Source organism: Cupriavidus sp. LA-1, from assembly GCF_055385985.1.
Genome location: NZ_AP031387.1, coordinates 150,856 through 166,985, shown reverse-complemented (window position 1 = coordinate 166,985; position 16,130 = coordinate 150,856). Strand labels below are relative to the sequence as shown.

Annotated in this window: 17 protein-coding genes; 10 read left to right on the top strand and 7 right to left on the bottom strand. The window is 69.2% G+C overall.

Features of this window, described 5'->3' with window-relative positions; all coding sequences use genetic code 11:
• Positions 1 to 64 precede the first annotated feature (64 nt).
• The gene (locus ACZ5MJ_RS00895) at positions 65 to 832 is read left to right on the top strand and encodes a 5'-methylthioadenosine/adenosylhomocysteine nucleosidase (protein WP_464221690.1); all 768 of its coding nucleotides are present in this window, start codon (positions 65 to 67) and stop codon (positions 830 to 832) included.
• Positions 833 to 904: 72 nt separating this feature from the next.
• On the opposite strand, the gene ACZ5MJ_RS00890 is transcribed toward ACZ5MJ_RS00895, so the two are convergent.
• Complete coding sequence (locus ACZ5MJ_RS00890; RefSeq protein ID WP_432258421.1) at positions 905 to 1,150, bottom strand: hypothetical protein; 246 nt, start codon at positions 1,148 to 1,150, stop codon at positions 905 to 907.
• Positions 1,151 to 1,317: 167 nt separating this feature from the next.
• Between ACZ5MJ_RS00890 and hemA the strand changes: the two genes are divergently transcribed.
• The 6 genes from hemA to ACZ5MJ_RS00860 all read left to right on the top strand — a co-directional run bounded on the left by hemA (position 1,318) and on the right by ACZ5MJ_RS00860 (position 6,433).
• Entirely contained in the window at positions 1,318 to 2,622 is a 1,305-nt protein-coding gene (hemA, locus tag ACZ5MJ_RS00885; RefSeq protein WP_078198035.1) for a glutamyl-tRNA reductase, read from the top strand.
• Between the two features lie 98 nt (positions 2,623 to 2,720).
• Positions 2,721 to 3,803 (top strand): peptide chain release factor 1, encoded by a 1,083-nt coding sequence (prfA, locus tag ACZ5MJ_RS00880; protein ID WP_432258422.1) that lies wholly within the window; start codon positions 2,721 to 2,723, stop codon positions 3,801 to 3,803.
• A gap of 191 nt (positions 3,804 to 3,994) precedes the next feature.
• Entirely contained in the window at positions 3,995 to 4,324 is a 330-nt protein-coding gene (locus tag ACZ5MJ_RS00875; protein WP_464221687.1) for a hypothetical protein, read from the top strand.
• 145 nt (positions 4,325 to 4,469) lie between these two features.
• On the top strand, positions 4,470 to 5,336 hold the full coding sequence (gene prmC / locus ACZ5MJ_RS00870) for a peptide chain release factor N(5)-glutamine methyltransferase (protein WP_464221686.1): 867 nt from the start codon (positions 4,470 to 4,472) through the stop codon (positions 5,334 to 5,336).
• A gap of 142 nt (positions 5,337 to 5,478) precedes the next feature.
• Positions 5,479 to 5,790, top strand: coding sequence for a Grx4 family monothiol glutaredoxin (gene grxD, locus ACZ5MJ_RS00865; RefSeq protein ID WP_464221685.1), 312 nt, complete (start codon positions 5,479 to 5,481; stop codon positions 5,788 to 5,790).
• Between the two features lie 19 nt (positions 5,791 to 5,809).
• Positions 5,810 to 6,433: a UbiX family flavin prenyltransferase gene (locus ACZ5MJ_RS00860; RefSeq protein WP_464221684.1), complete on the top strand. Its 624-nt coding sequence runs from the start codon at positions 5,810 to 5,812 to the stop codon at positions 6,431 to 6,433.
• Between the two features lie 66 nt (positions 6,434 to 6,499).
• On the opposite strand, the gene ACZ5MJ_RS00855 is transcribed toward ACZ5MJ_RS00860, so the two are convergent.
• From ACZ5MJ_RS00855 to ACZ5MJ_RS00845, 3 genes are all read right to left on the bottom strand, one after another.
• The gene (locus ACZ5MJ_RS00855) at positions 6,500 to 6,703 is read right to left on the bottom strand and encodes a hypothetical protein (protein WP_432260428.1); all 204 of its coding nucleotides are present in this window, start codon (positions 6,701 to 6,703) and stop codon (positions 6,500 to 6,502) included.
• Positions 6,704 to 6,856: 153 nt separating this feature from the next.
• Positions 6,857 to 8,374, bottom strand: coding sequence for an L-piperidine-6-carboxylate dehydrogenase (gene amaB / locus ACZ5MJ_RS00850; RefSeq protein ID WP_464221682.1), 1,518 nt, complete (start codon positions 8,372 to 8,374; stop codon positions 6,857 to 6,859).
• Positions 8,371 to 9,552 carry a saccharopine dehydrogenase family protein gene (locus ACZ5MJ_RS00845; protein WP_464221681.1) on the bottom strand — a complete coding sequence of 394 codons (1,182 nt, stop codon included), beginning with the start codon at positions 9,550 to 9,552 and terminating at the stop codon, positions 8,371 to 8,373. The genes amaB and ACZ5MJ_RS00845 overlap by 4 nt, the downstream gene beginning before the upstream one ends.
• A gap of 128 nt (positions 9,553 to 9,680) precedes the next feature.
• On the opposite strand from ACZ5MJ_RS00845, the gene ACZ5MJ_RS00840 reads away from it, so the two are divergent.
• Positions 9,681 to 10,130: an Lrp/AsnC family transcriptional regulator gene (locus ACZ5MJ_RS00840; protein ID WP_464221680.1), complete on the top strand. Its 450-nt coding sequence runs from the start codon at positions 9,681 to 9,683 to the stop codon at positions 10,128 to 10,130.
• A gap of 45 nt (positions 10,131 to 10,175) precedes the next feature.
• Positions 10,176 to 10,985 carry a 4-hydroxy-tetrahydrodipicolinate reductase gene (gene dapB, locus ACZ5MJ_RS00835; RefSeq protein ID WP_464221678.1) on the top strand — a complete coding sequence of 270 codons (810 nt, stop codon included), beginning with the start codon at positions 10,176 to 10,178 and terminating at the stop codon, positions 10,983 to 10,985.
• Between the two features lie 18 nt (positions 10,986 to 11,003).
• Here dapB and ACZ5MJ_RS00830 read toward each other — a convergent pair whose 3' ends face one another.
• From ACZ5MJ_RS00830 to ACZ5MJ_RS00820, 3 genes are all read right to left on the bottom strand, one after another.
• A complete protein-coding gene (locus ACZ5MJ_RS00830) occupies positions 11,004 to 11,732 on the bottom strand; it encodes a hypothetical protein (RefSeq protein WP_464221676.1) in 729 nt (242 codons plus the stop codon).
• Positions 11,733 to 11,899: 167 nt separating this feature from the next.
• Positions 11,900 to 13,369 carry a chloride channel protein gene (locus ACZ5MJ_RS00825; RefSeq protein WP_464221674.1) on the bottom strand — a complete coding sequence of 490 codons (1,470 nt, stop codon included), beginning with the start codon at positions 13,367 to 13,369 and terminating at the stop codon, positions 11,900 to 11,902.
• Between the two features lie 131 nt (positions 13,370 to 13,500).
• Entirely contained in the window at positions 13,501 to 15,000 is a 1,500-nt protein-coding gene (locus tag ACZ5MJ_RS00820; RefSeq protein WP_464221672.1) for an acyl-CoA synthetase, read from the bottom strand.
• Positions 15,001 to 15,127: 127 nt separating this feature from the next.
• Between ACZ5MJ_RS00820 and ACZ5MJ_RS00815 the strand changes: the two genes are divergently transcribed.
• A complete protein-coding gene (locus ACZ5MJ_RS00815) occupies positions 15,128 to 16,042 on the top strand; it encodes a LysR family transcriptional regulator (RefSeq protein ID WP_464221671.1) in 915 nt (304 codons plus the stop codon).
• Positions 16,043 to 16,130 lie beyond the last annotated feature (88 nt).

Sequence of the window (16,130 nt, the reverse complement as noted above, 5' to 3'; positions counted from 1 at the left end):
CGCTCAAATCTATGCCGGACCTGCGCGGGCCGGTATGCTGTGGCTTTTCACGCTTTCCCGCTCCATGACTCTCGGAATCCTTGCCGCCATCCATGATGAAGTCGATGGCCTGGTGGCCGCCATGCGCCATGACGACAGCCGCGCCACCGTGCGTACCATCGGCATGCGCGACTACTACGCCGGCCATCTGTACGGGCAGCCATGCGTGCTGGTGCTGGCGCGCATGGGCAAGGTGGCGGCGTCGGCCACCACGGTCACGCTGATCCGCGAGTTCGGGGCGAAGCAGATTGTCTTTACCGGGCTGGCCGGCGGTGTCGGGGCCGATACCCAGGTAGGCGACATCGTCATTGCCGACCGCACCATCCAGCATGACCTGGACGCGCGCCCGTTCTTCGGGCGCCACGAGGTGCCGCTGCTGGACCGCGCCGAATTCCCGGCCGATCCGGCACTGACCGCCGAACTGCATGCCGCCGCCGCGGACTTCCTGCGGCAGGACCTGGCCGTCGAGGTGCCGCGCGAGGTGCGCGAACGTTTTGGGGTCGCCTCTCCGGCGCTGCACCAGGGCATGATCGCCAGCGGCGACCAGTTCATCGGCTCGCCCGCCGCGGTGGCGGAGTTGCGCGAGCGCCTGCCCGGACTGCTGGCGGTGGAGATGGAAGGCGCCGCGGTGGCGCAGGTCTGCCATGAATATGGCGTGCCGTACGCGGTCATGCGGACCATTTCGGACCGCGCCGACGATACCGCGCATGTGGACTTTTCGGCATTTCTTACCGACGTGGCCAGCCACTATTCCAGCGGCGTGCTGCGCCGGCTGCTGGCGGCCAGGGCCTGAGCCGGGGCCCGGCGCGCATCTGACCGCGATCAAACCGCGTGCAGATTCCCGACCGGGCCGTCAGTTCTGTTTTTACCGTCCGCGCGGCCGCACCGCGCCCCAGAACCCCACCAGCAGCGCCGGGCCGGCGATCACCGCCAGCCAGCTGCCGAGCTGCCCGTCGACAAACAGGTGCAGCGCCCGGCCACCGTAGAATGCGCCCGCCGCACCCGCCGCGCCCAGCACCAGCGCGGCCGGCAGGGTCACCACGCGCCCTGCCGGATGCAGCCGGCGCGCCGCCAGCCCCACCAGCAAACCCACGATCAAGGTGCCCAGCATCCGCGTCTCCTGTGTTGTCAGCATCACAACCGAAAAGGCTGCGGCGTAACGATACTGCAATCCGGGGCCGCTGCCACCCACCGCGGCCCTGCGCCTGCAATTAGCGATCCCGGCGGTATAATGACATTCGGCCCGGCCACGCTCCGGGCCGTATCCGTCCCCTACAAATGCAACTGCTCGCGATCGGCATCAATCACACCACGGCACCTGTCTCGCTGCGCGAGCGGGTGGCGTTTCCGCTCGAGCAGATCAAGCCCGCGCTGGGTGCGCTGCGCTCCCACCTGTCGGGGCGCAGCGGCACCGAAGCCGCCATCCTGTCCACCTGCAACCGCACCGAGATCTATTGCGCAACCGACGTCCTGACGCCGGGCACGGATGGTTTCGAGCACACCCTGCACTGGCTGTCGCAGCACCACAACGTGCCGGCCGGCGAACTGGCCCCGCACCTGTACGCGCTGCCGCAGTCCGAAGCCGTGCGCCATGCCTTCCGCGTGGCCAGCGGCCTGGATTCGATGGTGCTGGGAGAAACCCAGATCCTGGGCCAGCTCAAGGACGCCGTGCGCACGGCCGGCGAAGCCGGCTCGCTGGGCACGTACCTGAACCAACTGTTCCAGCGCACCTTCGCGGTGGCCAAGGAAGTGCGCGGCCAGACCGAGATCGGCGCGCATTCGGTGTCGATGGCCGCGGCCGCGGTACGGCTGGCGCAGCGGATCTTTGAAAGCGTCTCGACCCAGCGAGTGCTGTTTATCGGCGCGGGCGAGATGATCGAACTGTGCGCGACGCACTTCGCCGCGCAGCAGCCGCGCCAGATCGTGGTGGCGAACCGCACCGTGGAACGCGGCGAAAAGCTCGCCGAACAGCTTTCCGGCCAGGGCCTGACCGCCAACGCGATCCGCCTGACGGACCTGGGTGAGCGCCTGCATGAATTCGACATCGTGGTGTCCTGCACCGCCAGCTCGCTGCCGATCATCGGCCTGGGCGCGGTGGAGCGCGCGGTCAAACGCCGCAAGCACCGCCCGATCATGATGGTCGACCTGGCCGTGCCACGCGACGTCGAGCCCGAGGTCGCGCGCCTGGACGACGTCTTCCTGTACACCGTCGACGATCTCGGCGCGATCGTGCGCGAAGGCAACGCGATGCGCCAGGCCGCGGTGGCGCAGGCCGAGGCCATTATCGAAAGCCGGGTGCAGAACTTCATGCACTGGCTGGAAACCCGCAGCGTGGTGCCGGTCATCCGCGAGCTGCAGACCAGCGGCGAGGCCATCCGCCAGGCCGAGCTGGAACGCGCGCGCCGCATGCTGGCGCGCGGCGACGACCCCGAAGCCGTGCTCGAGGCCCTCTCCGGCGCGCTGACCCGCAAGTTCCTGCACGGCCCCACGCACGCGCTGAACCACACCCAGGGCGAGGACCGCGAGGCGCTGCTGCGCCTGGTGCCGGGCCTGTTCCGCCACAGCAGCCACTCCGAGCGCTAGCCGCGCTCGCCCAGCCGCCGGCGCGCCGCGCCGGGCATGCCATCGCCGCCGCCCCTGTCTTGCGCGCGGCCCGGCCCACCCAATCCTGTCCGCCCCCGATGAAAGCCAGCATGCTTGCCAAGCTCGACCAACTGGCCGAGCGACTCGATGAAGTCAACGCCCTGCTCGCGCGCGAAGACGCGACCGCCAGGATCGACCAGTACCGCAAGCTCAGCCGCGAGCATGCCGAGCTGTCGCCGGTGGCCGAGCAATACGGGCAGTACCGCCAGGCCCAGGACGACCTGGCCACCGCGCAGGCGCTGCTGGACGATCCGGAGATGAAGGACTTTGCCGCCGACGAGATCGCCAGCGCGCGCGCGCGGCTCGAAGCGCTGGAGGCCAGCCTGCAGCGCCTGCTGCTGCCCAAGGACCCCAACGACGACCGCAACCTGCTGCTGGAAATCCGCGCCGGCACCGGCGGCGAGGAAAGCGCGCTGTTCGCCGCCGACCTGCTGCGCATGTACACGCGCTACGCCGAACGCCAGCGCTGGCAGGTCGAAGTCATGAGCGAATCGGAATCGGACCTCGGCGGCTACAAGGAAGTGATCGTGCGGATTGCCGGCGATGCGGCATTTTCCAGGCTGAAGTTCGAATCGGGCGGCCACCGCGTGCAGCGCGTGCCGGCCACCGAGGCCCAGGGCCGCATCCACACTTCGGCCTGCACGGTCGCGGTGATGCCCGAAGCCGATGAAGTGGGCGAGGTCGAGATCAACCCGTCCGACCTGCGCATCGACACCTTCCGCGCCTCGGGCGCGGGCGGCCAGCACGTCAACAAGACCGATTCCGCGGTGCGCCTGACCCACCTGCCGACCGGCATCGTGGTCGAGTGCCAGGACGACCGCAGCCAGCACCGCAACAAGGACAAGGCGATGAAGGTGCTCGCCGCCCGCATCAAGGACATGCAGACGCGCGCCGCCCAGGCGAAGGAGGCCAGCACGCGGCGCAACCTGATCGGCTCGGGCGACCGCAGCGACCGCATCCGCACCTACAACTTCCCGCAGGGGCGCGTGACCGACCACCGCATCAACCTGACCCTGTACAAGATCGACATGATCATGGACGGCGACATGGATGAACTGCTGTCGGCACTTGCCTCGGAACACCAGGCCGATCAGCTGGCAGCGCTTGGTGAAGAGGCTTGAGCACCACTATGTGTCATGCGATTCAGCTTCCGTCACGAACACCGCGTAAAGTCGCCGATATCTTTGTATTTGTTGTAAATGCTTGAAACAGCACTGGTGGGGGTAAGGCCGCTGTCTATAATCGATTTCGACCGGCAAACGGAGAATGGTGCCGGGTTGTCACTCCCCGAGAACATACCTAGGACGAAATCATGAAAAAACTGCTCGCACTGTTGATGATCACCGCGGCCATGGCCGCTTGCAGCAAGAAGGAAGAAGCGCCGCCTGCCGCCTCGAGCGCCGAGAGCGCCATGAAGAGCGCCGCTGAATCCGCCAAGGCTGCTGCCAGCGATGCCGCCGCAGCAGCCGGCAACGCCGCAGACGCCGCCAAGTCCGCCGCCAGTGGTGCCGCGGCCGATGTCTCGGCTGCCGCCGACAAGGCCAAGGAAGAGGCTGGCAATGCCATGGCAAATGCCAAGCAGGCCGCCAAGGACGCCGTCAACGCTGGTGCCGACAAGGCCAAGGACGCCGTCAATAAGTAATCGTCCGGGCGGGGGCATTGCGCCCGCCGCCAGCGATGAGCGGTACACTGGCGCAAAGCCGGATGTCCGCCCCAAAGCCCCGCCAGGCCTTGCGCCGGTGGGGTTTTTTGTAGCCGGCAAAAATAGAACCATCCCCTGTCACCCGATGTCTTCCCCCGACTCCACCGCGTTGCCGGCGACCCCGACGCTGCGTGAGGCCCAGACCCTCGCCGCCATGGCCGGCCTGCCTGCGCTGGAAGTGCGCATGCTGCTGACCCATGTCACCGGCCTGAGCCGCACGCAACTGATCACGCGCGACACCGACACCCTCACCATCGCCCAGCGCGACGCCTTTGCCACGCTGCTGGCGCGGCGCCTGGCGGGCGAGCCGATGGCCTACCTGATCGGCGAGCGTGAGTTCTTCGGCCGCAGGTTCCGGGTCACGCCCGATGTGCTGATCCCGCGCCCCGATACCGAGGTCGCCGCCGAAGCGTCGCTGGCGCGGCTGGCCGACGTGCCGCAGCCACGGGTGCTGGACCTGGGCACGGGCTCGGGCATCCTGGCCGTGACGCTGGCGCGCGAGCGCGGCGACGCGCAAGTCTGGGCCACCGATATCTCGCCCGGCGCGCTGATGGTGGCGCAGGACAACGCCAGCGCGCTCGGCGCCGACCGCATCCGCTTCCTGGTGTCGGACTGGTACGCGGCGCTGCCGCCGGACCTGCGCTTTCACCTGATCGTCAGCAATCCGCCCTATATCGCCGCGGGCGACCCGCACCTGGCCGAGGGCGACCTGCGCTTCGAACCGATCGACGCGCTGACCGACCACGACGACGGCCTGTCCGACCTGCGCGCCATTGTCGGCGGCGCCAGCGCGCGGCTGCTGCCCGGCGGCTGGCTGCTGATGGAGCATGGCTACGACCAGGCCCAGGCCACCCGCAAGCTGCTGGAGCAGGCCGGCTTCACCGAGGTCTTCACCGCCCGCGACCTGGCCGGCCTGGAGCGCTGCACCGGCGGACGCTGGCCGGGCGTATAGCCCGGCGGCGCGGCCTCCTGAAGCCCGGCGGCGATTCCGGTAAAATCGCTGTCAGATCCCCGCCAAGCGGCCCGGCCGCGCGGCATCCCATTCTCCCCAGGCGGCGCCCGCGACACGGCCTCGCCCCACTGAAAAGCAAACCATGAGCGACGTGCAGCAAAAGATCGACCAGATCGTCAAGGGCAACCCGGTAGTCCTGTTCATGAAGGGCACCGCGCAGTTCCCGATGTGCGGCTTCTCGGGCCGCGCCATCCAGATCCTGAAGGCCTGCGGCGTGGACACGCCCACCACGGTCAACGTGCTGGACGACGAAGGCGTGCGCCAGGGCATCAAGGAATACGCCAACTGGCCGACCATCCCGCAGCTCTACGTGAACGGCGAGTTCATCGGCGGCTCGGACATCATGATGGAGATGTACCAGAACGGCGAACTGCAAACCCTGCTCAAGGGCTGATCAAAGGGTGCGTTCGGCCATGTCCGTGACTGGCGGCACACCCAGACGGCTGATCGTCGCCATCACGGGCGCCACCGGCGCCATCTACGGCGTGCGCCTGCTGCAGGTGCTGCGCGCGGCGCCCTCGGTGGAAACCCATCTGCTGATTTCGCCGGCCGGCGTGATGAACCTGCAGCACGAGCTGGACATCAGCCGTGCCGAGGTGGAGGCGCTGGCCAGCGTCGTGCACAACGTGCGCGACATCGGCGCGACCATCGCCAGCGGCTCGTTCCGCGCGCAGGCGATGGTGGTGGCCCCCTGCTCCATGCGCACGCTGGCAGCGATTGCGCACGGCCTGTCCGACAACCTGATCACGCGCGCCGCCGACGTCACCCTGAAAGAGCGGCGCAAGCTGGTGCTGATGGTGCGGGAAACGCCGCTGAATCTTGCGCATCTGCGCAACATGACGGCGGTGACGGAAATGGGCGGGATCGTGTTCCCGCCGGTGCCGGGCTTCTACCAGAAGCCGCAGAGCATTGCCGAACTGGTCGACCATACGGTCGGACGCGTGCTCGACCTGGTGGATTTGCCGGAGATGGCCCAGACGCTGGCGCCCAGTTGGGGCGGGCTGAACGCCCGGGCCGGCGACACGGCCGGCAACTGAAACGCCGCCGGCGCGCAGCCTCTCTCTGCGCGCCGGCATCCTCCTGCATTGTCCTGCCTGCCGCGGTCAATACCAGTGGCGGTATCCCCGGCCGTAGTAGCCATAGCCATAGCCGCCGTAGTAGTACGGCCGCGGTGCCACCACGACCGGTGCCGGCGCCACGTACACCGGCGCAGGACCGATCGCAGGGCCGGCAGGCGTGGGATAGACGGCGCAGCCGCCCAGCAGGGTGACCGATGCCGCAGCGGCAGCCAGTCCAATCGTCAGCATTCTCATGATTTGTCCTTGGGATCCGAACGGGCATGTGCCTGCCCTGCTGATGTTATACGTGCAGAAAGCGTAATACGGCGTCAAAGCCGTGTAAGGCTTGTTACCGTTCCCTACGCGCCCTGTTACGCGACCGGCCGCACCCCAGGCATGGCATCAGATTTCGAACCGTATCCCCTGCGCCAGCGGCAGCGAATCGCCGTAGTTGATGGTGTTGGTGGCGCGCCGCATATAACCCTTCCACGCATCCGATCCCGACTCGCGCCCCCCGCCCGTCGCCTTTTCCCCGCCGAAGGCGCCGCCGATTTCCGCGCCGCTGGTGCCGATATTGACGTTGGCGATGCCGCAGTCGCTGCCCGCCGAGGACAGGAAGCGTTCGGCCTCGCGCATCGATTCCGTGAAGATGCACGACGATAGCCCGTGCGCCGCGGCATTATTCAGCGCGATGGCCTCGTCCAGCGTGGTGTAGGGCATCAGGTAAAGGATCGGTGCGAAGGTCTCGGTCAGCATGGTGTCGTGCTGGGCGTCGGTCATCACCAGCGCGGGCCGCGCGTAGTACGCATGCGGATAGCGGTCGGCCAGCAGCCGTTCGCCGCCGGTGACGATATTGCCCTGCGCGCGGCAGGCGGCCAGCGCGTTGGCCATGGCATCGCCGGCGGCGGTGTCGATCAGCGGGCCGATCATCGTGCCGTCCGCAAGCGGATCGCCCACGGGCAGGCGGTCGAACACGGTGATCAGCCGGCTCGCCATGGTGTCCATCAGGTCGGCGTGGATCAGGCAGCGGCGCAGCGTGGTGCAGCGCTGGCCCGCGGTGCCGGCCGCGGCAAAGGTGATGGCCCGCACCGCCAGCTCGATATCGGCCGAGGGTGCGACGATGGCGGCATTGTTGCCGCCCAGCTCCAGGATGCTGCGCTTGAAGTGACCGGCGCAGGCAATGCCGACCTCGCGGCCCATGCGGGTCGAGCCGGTGGCGCTGACCAGCCGCACGGCCGGGTGCGACACCAGGTGGCCGCCCAGCATGCGCCCGCCCGGCAGCACCGCGCAGATGCCGGTATGCTGCGGCGCCGCCGCGGCCAGCACCCGCTCCAGCAGGCCATGCGCGGCCAGCGCGCACAGGGTGACTTTCTCCGACGGTTTCCAGATCACGCCGTTGCCGCACACCAGCGCCAGCGCCGCATTCCACGCCCACACCGCCACCGGGAAGTTGAAGGCCGAGATCACGCCGCACAGCCCATACGGGTGCCAGGTCTCGCGCATGGCGTGCTGCGGGCGCTCGGAGGCAATGGTCAGTCCGTGCAGCTGGCGCGACAGCCCGACCGCGAAGTCGCAGATGTCGATCATCTCCTGCACCTCGCCCAGGCCTTCCTGCAGGATCTTGCCGGACTCCAGCGACACCAGCCGCCCCAGCGCCGGCTTGTGTTCGCGCAGCACCTCGCCGAAGCGCCGCACGATCTCGCCGCGCGCGGGCGCGGGCAGCAGCGCCCAGGTGCTCTGCGCCGCGTGGGCACGGGCGATCAATGCGTCAGCCTGCGCCGGCGTGCAGGCCGGGACATGGCCGATGGCCTCGCCGTCGACCGGCGAGCGGACCGTCACGGTGCCTGCAGGGGCGCCCTCCCGCCACGGACGCGGCAGGCCCAGCGAATCCCAGCAGGCAGCAAACTCTTGCGCTTTCATACGAGGCTCTCCTGGAGCGGATGCTGCGTGTAGTGGCGGCCGAAGCGGTTGGCAAGGAAGGCATCCAGCGGCATCGACTCCTGCCGCACGAAGCCGGCCTGCGGCAGCGCGCCAGTGGCCACCAGGTCCAGCGCGGTGCAGATGCCGGCGGCGGTGGTCAGCTGGATCGCGTTGACATGGCCGCCCTTGCCGTCCACCCCTCCAATACGCACCGAGAACGAAGCCTGCGTCAGCGGCCCGCGCCCGCGTTCGCCCCCGGCCGGGTAGCCGGTGGCGGTGGCGAACACGATCACCACGTCCTGCTCGGTCACGGGAATGGCGCGGTCGAAAATATCGCGCAGCCAGTCGCGGCGTTCGCGCAGGCGCAGGTCGTTGAGCAGCAGCTTCATCAGCGCGCAGTGGCCAGGATAGCGGATCGACTTGTAGTCGACGTGGCGCGCGCGCCCGGCCAGCGTCTCGGGCAACGTGCCGAGTCCGCCAGATGTATTAAAGGCTTCGTACTCGATGCCGTCCAGCGCAAAGCTCTCCAGCCCTTCCAGCGCGGTCAGTGCCACACGCCGGCCGTCGACGATGGCCTCGCACGGGTTGCAGTACTCGTTGATCAGGCCCTCGGTGCTCCAGGTCAGGTTGTACTTGAGCGCATTGCTGGGGTAGCGCGGCAGCGCCCCGACCCGCATCTGCAGGTCCAGCAGCTCGCCGCCGCCGCGCAGGAAACGCTGCGCCAGGTCATGCCCGACCACGCCGATAAAGCCGGGCGCCAGCCCGCACTGCGGCATCAGCACCGAGCGCGCCCCCTGCGCCAGCTGGCGGATGGCCTGGGTCGCGGCCACGTCCTCGGTCAGGTCGAAGTAATGCACGCCCAGGCGCGCCGCCACCGAGGCGACGCTGATGGCGGCATGGAACGGCAGCGCGTTGAGCACGGCATCGGCACCGGCCAGCAGCGCGGCGCAGGTGCCGGGCTCGGTGGGGTCGCCGGCGCGCGCCACCACGCCGCGCGGCAGGCCGTCGAGGCGGCGGGCGTCGTGGTCGACCAGGCTGACGCGGTAGTCGCCGCTGTCATGCAGCATCGCCGCGATGGTGCGGCCGATCTTGCCCGCACCCAGCACCGTCACGTGCAGCGGGCGGGGTGCCGTAGGCAGGTCGCGCGGGGCCTGCCGGCCCAGGTTCGAGGCTTGCATGGTGTCTCCGTCGACAAGAAAAGGTTGTTCCCTTGACTGGAGTATGAATAGCCGGCGCGACACAATGAAGGCGCGAGAACGACGAAAACCCGCCATAATCGAACGAAACGACGAAGCCTCCCGACATAATGACCGAACTCGACACCACCGACCGGCACCTGCTGTCGCTGCTGCAGGCCAACGCCCGCGAAAGCGCCGCCAACCTCGCCCGGCACCTGGGCATCGCCCGCACCACGGTGGTGGCGCGCATCGCGCGGCTGGAGCGCACCGGGGTGATTGCCGGCTACGGCGTGCGGCTGGGGCAGCGCATGGAAGGCAACGTGATCCTGGCCTACTGCGGCTTGTCGGTGCAGCCCAAGGCCGCGCCTGCCATCCTGCGCGCGCTGCAGCGGCTGCCCGAGATCGAGGAGGTCAATTCCGTCAGCGGCCCGGTTGACTACCTGGTGGCGATCCGCTGCGACACGCATGACCGGCTGGACCGGCTGCTCGACGAGATCGGCATGCTCGACGGCGTCAACCACACCACCACCTCGATCGTGCTGGCGCGCAAGCTCGACCGCCGGCGTGCCCCCGGCTGACGCGGTATGCTGCCAGACCCATCAGCCATTGCGGAGAAACAGAACATGAGCAATCCGATCCGTGTCGCCGTGGGCGGCGTGACCGGCTGGGCCGGCGGCGAGCTGGCCCGCGGCGTGGCCCACGCGGCCGACATGACCCTGCTGGCCGGCCTGTCGCGCGGCGCCGCCGGTCAGACGCTGGCGCAGCTGACCGGCCATGCCGACACCCCCGGCGTGGCGGCCGCCAGCATCGAGGCGCTGGGAGCAACGCCCTACGACGTCTATGTCGAATACACCAAGCCGGGCATCGCCAAACACAACATCCTGCAGGCGCTGGCACACGGCGCACACGTGGTGGTGGGCACGTCGGGGCTGACCGACGAGGACTATGCCGAGATCGATGCGGCCGCGCGCAAGGCCGACCGCGGCGTGCTTGCCTGCGGCAATTTCGCCATCACGGTAGTGCTGCTGCAGAAGTTTGCCGAGATGGCCGCGCGCCACCTGGAGCATTGGGAGATCATCGACTACGCCAAGGCCGGCAAGATCGACGTGCCCTCCGGCACGGTGCGCGAGCTGGCCTTCCGGCTCGGCCAGGTCAAGGCCGCCGCGCAGGCGGTGCCGGTCGACCAGGTCAACGGCCCGAAGGAAACCCGCGGCGCCACCATGTCCGGCACGCAGGTGCATGCGGTGCGGCTGCCGGGCTACCAGCTCGGCGTGGAGGTGATCTTCGGCGCCGACGGCCAGCGCCTGCACCTGAAGCACGAAGCCGGCGACGGCTCCAAACCCTATGTCGCCGGCGCGCTGCTGGCGATCCGCAAGGTCCACAGCGTGCGCGGCGTGGCGCGGGGGCTGGACAAGGTGATGGAAGGGCTCTGAGGCCCGCCTGCTCGGGTGCTACCAGCTGCCAGGCTTTTCCGTTCTGGCAGCCGGCTTCGGCGCGGGCTTGGCGGCGGCTGCCTTGCCGCCCTTGGCTGCGGGCGCCGACGCCGGGTTGAGCTGCTTGTCCACCTCGGCATCCTTGTCCGCCATCAGCGTGCGCGCCTGCGGCAGCAGCATTTCGATGGTGCCGGTGTTGGGGTCTTCTGGCATCGCGTACAGCTCCACCGTCAGCGGCTTGTGCATCCAGCCTGCATGCAGCGTCTTGATGCTCTTGCCCGCCTTGTCGGGCATGTCGACCTGCTCCTGCCGGAACGGCTTGCCGTACAGCGCGCTGACGCTGTCGGCCGCGGCCTGCTGGGAGTTGGCGCCGGCGGTTGGCACCACCAGGCCAACCAGCGCATTGCGGTCGACAAAGGCCAGCACAAAGGGGCCATCCATGAAGGCCGGGCGCTGGGCACGCGGCACACCCACCTGGCGCATCAGGCCATCGCCCTTCAGTTCGACACAGAATCCGGTGACGTCGCGGCCATCGGGCGTGCGCTTGTCGGCGCAGTCAGGCAGGGCCGGCAGCGGGCTGCCGATTTGCAGCATGGCCAGCAACGGCGACAGCGCGCTGTTTTCTGCCTGGGCCTTGGCCGGTGCGGGGGCCGCCGGACTGGCGGCAGGGGCGGAGGCAGGGGCAGCAATGGCGCCGGCGGCGCCCAGCAGGCCGGCAAGCGCCAGCCCGGCAACGGGGAATTTCAAATCGGACTCCTGGTGAAAGGCTCCGGGTTGGAGCCTGCCCCGGCCGGGTTGTTCCTGCGCAGCGCGTGATCGTGACGAAAAGATCACTACCAGCCGCGCCGGCATGGGGCGAGCGGTAGCTTACCCCATGGCCCCGGCGCCGCAGGCACTTGCGGCCCTCGCCTCGGTCAGCCAGCCGGTGCCTTGCGTACCAGCGCCAGCGCCTCGCGCCGGAACGCGTGGCCGACCTGGTGGTAGAACGGGTGCGGCGAGAACTGCCGCGAGATGAACGATGCCAGCAGCGACGCGGCCAGCAGGAAGACCGTCAGGTCCTGCGTGCGCGTCATCTCCATCACGATCACGCTGGCGGTGATCGGCGCCTGCGTGGCCGCGGCGAGGAACGCCGCCATCGACACCAGCGCCAGCACGCGCGGCTCGGCCATGCCGGTGACAAAGTGTGCGACGTTTTCGCCGATCCCCGCGCCAATCGCCAGCGCCGGCGTGAAGATGCCGCCCGGGACGCCGGCGAAGTACGAGACCACCGTCGCCACCAGCTTGGCGATGCCGAACCACAGCGTGGCATGCGATTCGCCGTTGATCAGCGCCGCGGCCGGCTCATAGCCGGTGCCGAAGGTCGCGCCCGCGGTGGCCCAGCCGATGATGGCCACCACCAGACCGCAGCCGAACGCCACCCACACCGGATGCCGCACCGGCCAGCCGCGCCACCGCGCGGGCAGCAGCGCCGGCACGCCGCCCTTGAGCGCCTTGGCGAAGAGGCCGCCCAGCACACCGGTGACGACCGCGCACAGCAGCACCGGGCCCCAGGCGTCATGCAATGCCAGCATCGGCACCTTGACCACGAAGTACGGGTTGTTGCCCAGCGCCGCCAGCGACAGGAAACCGGCGGTCAGCACCCCCGACAGCACCAGCCGGTCCCAGCGCACCGCGGTGCCCCGGCCCAGTTCTTCAATGGCGAACACCACCCCGGCCAGCGGCGTGTTGAACGCCGCCGCCAGGCCGCCGGCCGCGCCCGCGGCGATCAGCGCATTGGGGTGGAAGCCGATGCGAAAGCGCAGCTTCTCGTGGCACCAGCGGCCCCAGGCCAGCATGGCCGCCGCGCCCACCTGCACCGACGGCCCCTCGCGCCCGACCGAGGCACCGGCCAGCAGCGCCGCGGCGGTCAGCAGCACCTTCCACATCGACTGGCGGAACGACACCAGCACCGTCTGCGCCGGGCCCGACGGCGGCAGCGTGACCGCCGCGATCACCTGAGGGATGCCGCTGCCGCGCGCCTGCGGCGCCAGCCGGATCGTCAGCCAGCGCAGCGCGGCCAGCCCGAACGGCAGCATCACAAAGGCCAGCCACGGCGTGGCCTGGGTCAGGTGATGGTTCCAGCGCAGCGCCACTTCGGCGATCCACGCGAACACCAATGAGAACAGCCCGACGCAGCCCGCGCCGAACATGAACACCGCATAGCGCATGGTGGTGCGCGAGATGCGCCCGGCCTGGCGCGACTTGCGCCACGCGGCCAGGCGCGCATGGCGGCTGAGCTGGTTCAGCAGGCGAGGATCGGGCGGCGCCTGGGGATCCGGGCTGACGCCCGGGTCGGTGGAAGAAGAAACGGGAGGCTTGGGATCGTTGGGTTCGCGATCGGTCATGACTGGGCGTGGCGTAGACATCCGGCGCGGCGCGCGGCGCGGCGTCCGCCGGGATGACTTCGAACTATACGCCCATCGCTATCGCACCTAGTGTCCTGTGCCGTAGATAGCTTGCCAGGCCCGGCCGGCCCTCAGACGCGGCGCTGGCGGCCTTCCCAGTAGCGGTCGCGCAGCCGGCGCTTGGCGAGCTTGCCGGTTTCATCGCGCGGCAGCTGCGCCTCGATCACGATGCTGCGCGGCACCTTGAAGCCCGACAGCCGCTGGCGCAGCCAGTCGATCACCTCGGCCTCGCGGATCTCCACGCCCGGCATCGGCTGCACCATGGCCAGCAGGCGCTCGCCATATTCGTCGTCGGGAATGCCGAACACCACGCAGTCGGCCACGCCGGGGTAGCGCACCAGCTCGTGCTCGATCTCGGCCGGGTAGATGTTCACGCCGCCGGAGATCACCATGTCGGACGCCCGGTCGCAGATAAACAGGTAGCCGTCGGCATCGACATAGCCCATGTCGCCCAGCGTCACCAGCCCGTCGCGGTCGATGGCGGCGCGCGCGGCATCGTTGTTGCGGTAGCTGAAGTCTGGGTAGGCCGGCTGGCGCACGTAGACCAGGCCGATTTCGCCCGGCGCGCACTGGCGGCCGTTCTCGTCGAGGATGCGCAGCTGCGCGTCGTCGACCGGCCTGCCGGCGGTGCCGGGGCGCGCGGCGGCGTCGGCCGGAGTGGCTACGGTGATCATGCCGGCTTCGCTGGAGGCGTAGGTTTCATGGATCACCGGGCCCAGCCATTCCAGCATCGCGCGCTTCACGTCGGGCGAGCACGGCGAGCCGGTCGAGGCGACAAAGCGGATCGACGACAGGTCGTACTTCGCGCGTACCTCGGGCGCCAGCTTGAGCAGGCGCACGTACATGATCGGCACCAGGTAGAGCACGTCGATGCGGTGCTTCTCCACCAGCGCCAGCACCTGCTCGGCGTCGAAGCGCTGCGTGAGCACCAGGCGCTCGGCCATCTGCAGGGCGTTCTGGATAAACGAGCCCGGCGCGCTGTGGTACAGCGGCGCCGACATCAGCGCGCGGCAGCCCGGCTCGAGGCCGTAGGTCTGCCGCACCAGAGAACGAATGCGCGGCAGCTGTGCCTCCAGCTGGTCCAGCGGCACCGCCTGGCGCACCACGCCCTTGGGCCGGCCGGTGGTGCCGGAGGTATAGGCCATATGGCCGCGCGGCGCCACGCGCGGGCCGTCATAGGCGGACTGCCGGGCCAGCCAGCTTTCATATTCATATTCGACGGCACCGTCGGCGGGGCCGCCCACCGACAGCACCGTCATGCCGGCCGGCACCGCTGCGCGCACGGCGGGCAGCAGGTCGGCCTGCACGAGCAGCACCTTCGCGCCGCTGTCGGTCAGCAGGAAGCGCACCTCATCCGCGGTGAAGTGCCAGTTGATCGGGCAGTAGTAGCAGCCAGCGATGCGGCAGGCATGGACCACGTCGGCATAGGCCGGGTCGTTGCGCAGCAGCACCGCGACCACGTCGCCCTCCTGCACGCCCAGCGCGCGCAGGCCGCCGGCCAGCCGGGCGCCGCGCGCCAGCAGTGCATCGCCGCTGCGGTGCATGTCTTCAAACCAGAGGTCCGTGGCCATCCGTTGTCTCCTGTATGCATTGCATTCTGTCAGCCGACCACTGTATCGGCGTATCCGTGCATCGACAATCACGCGCATCGGAATCACAATGTTGCACCAGACGCGACAATGCTGCAGGCAATCCCCGATGGACCTCAACCTGATCCAGGCCTTCGTCGACATCGTCGACGCGGGCAACCTGGCCGAAGCCGGACGGCGCCGCGGCGTGACACGCTCGCAGGTCAGCCGCCAGCTGCGCGAGCTGGAGCACCAGGCCGGCGCCCAGCTGCTGCGCCGGACCACGCGCCGGCTGGAACTGACCGAGCCCGGCCATGCGCTGTACCAGCACGGCGTGCGCATCCTGCAGGAAGTGGCGTCGGCACAGGCCGAGATCGACAGCCTGGGCCAGACCCTGCGCGGCCATGTGCGCGTAAGCGTGCCCACCGGGCTGGGCGATGCCTATATCGCGCCGCTGCTGCTGCAGTTCGCGCAGAAGCACCCCGGCATCACGCTGCGCGTGTTCTTTGCCAACCGCGTCAACGACCTGATCGCGGCCGAGATCGATGTGGCGCTGAAGGTCACCTCGGCGCCGCCGCTGGACCATGTGGCGCGGGAAATCTGCGATATCCGCTGGCAACTGTACGCATCGCCGGAGTACCTGCAGCGCATCCCGCCGGTGCGGGTGCCACCGGACCTGACCGGCTGCAGCTTCCTGTGTCCGCCCTATCCGCCGCGGCAGTTCCCGCTGTCGCTGTACCGCGAGGGCCAGCGCGTGGACGTGGCACTGACGCCCACGCTGCAGTCCGAACACTTCCTGTTCCTGGCGCGTGCCGTGCGCGAGGGGCATGGCATCGGCATGCTGCCGGTCTATATCGGCTGGGAGGAAGTGCGCACCGGCGGGCTGGTGCCGGTGCTGCCGGACTGGCGCCCCGAAGGGCTCGGCAACAAGCTCTTCATCATCACCACGCCCAACCTGCATCCGTCGATGGCCACGCGGGCGCTGATCGGGTTCCTGCGCGAGGAACTGGGCAAGCTCGAGGTGTTCCGCGACGCGGCGGCGTAACCGGCACCGCTGGCCGGTGAACGAACGTTTTCGGCGTGTGGGGTCGAATGCCAGCCGGCGCACTTTCGTTTTGCAAGCTATCCTCCAG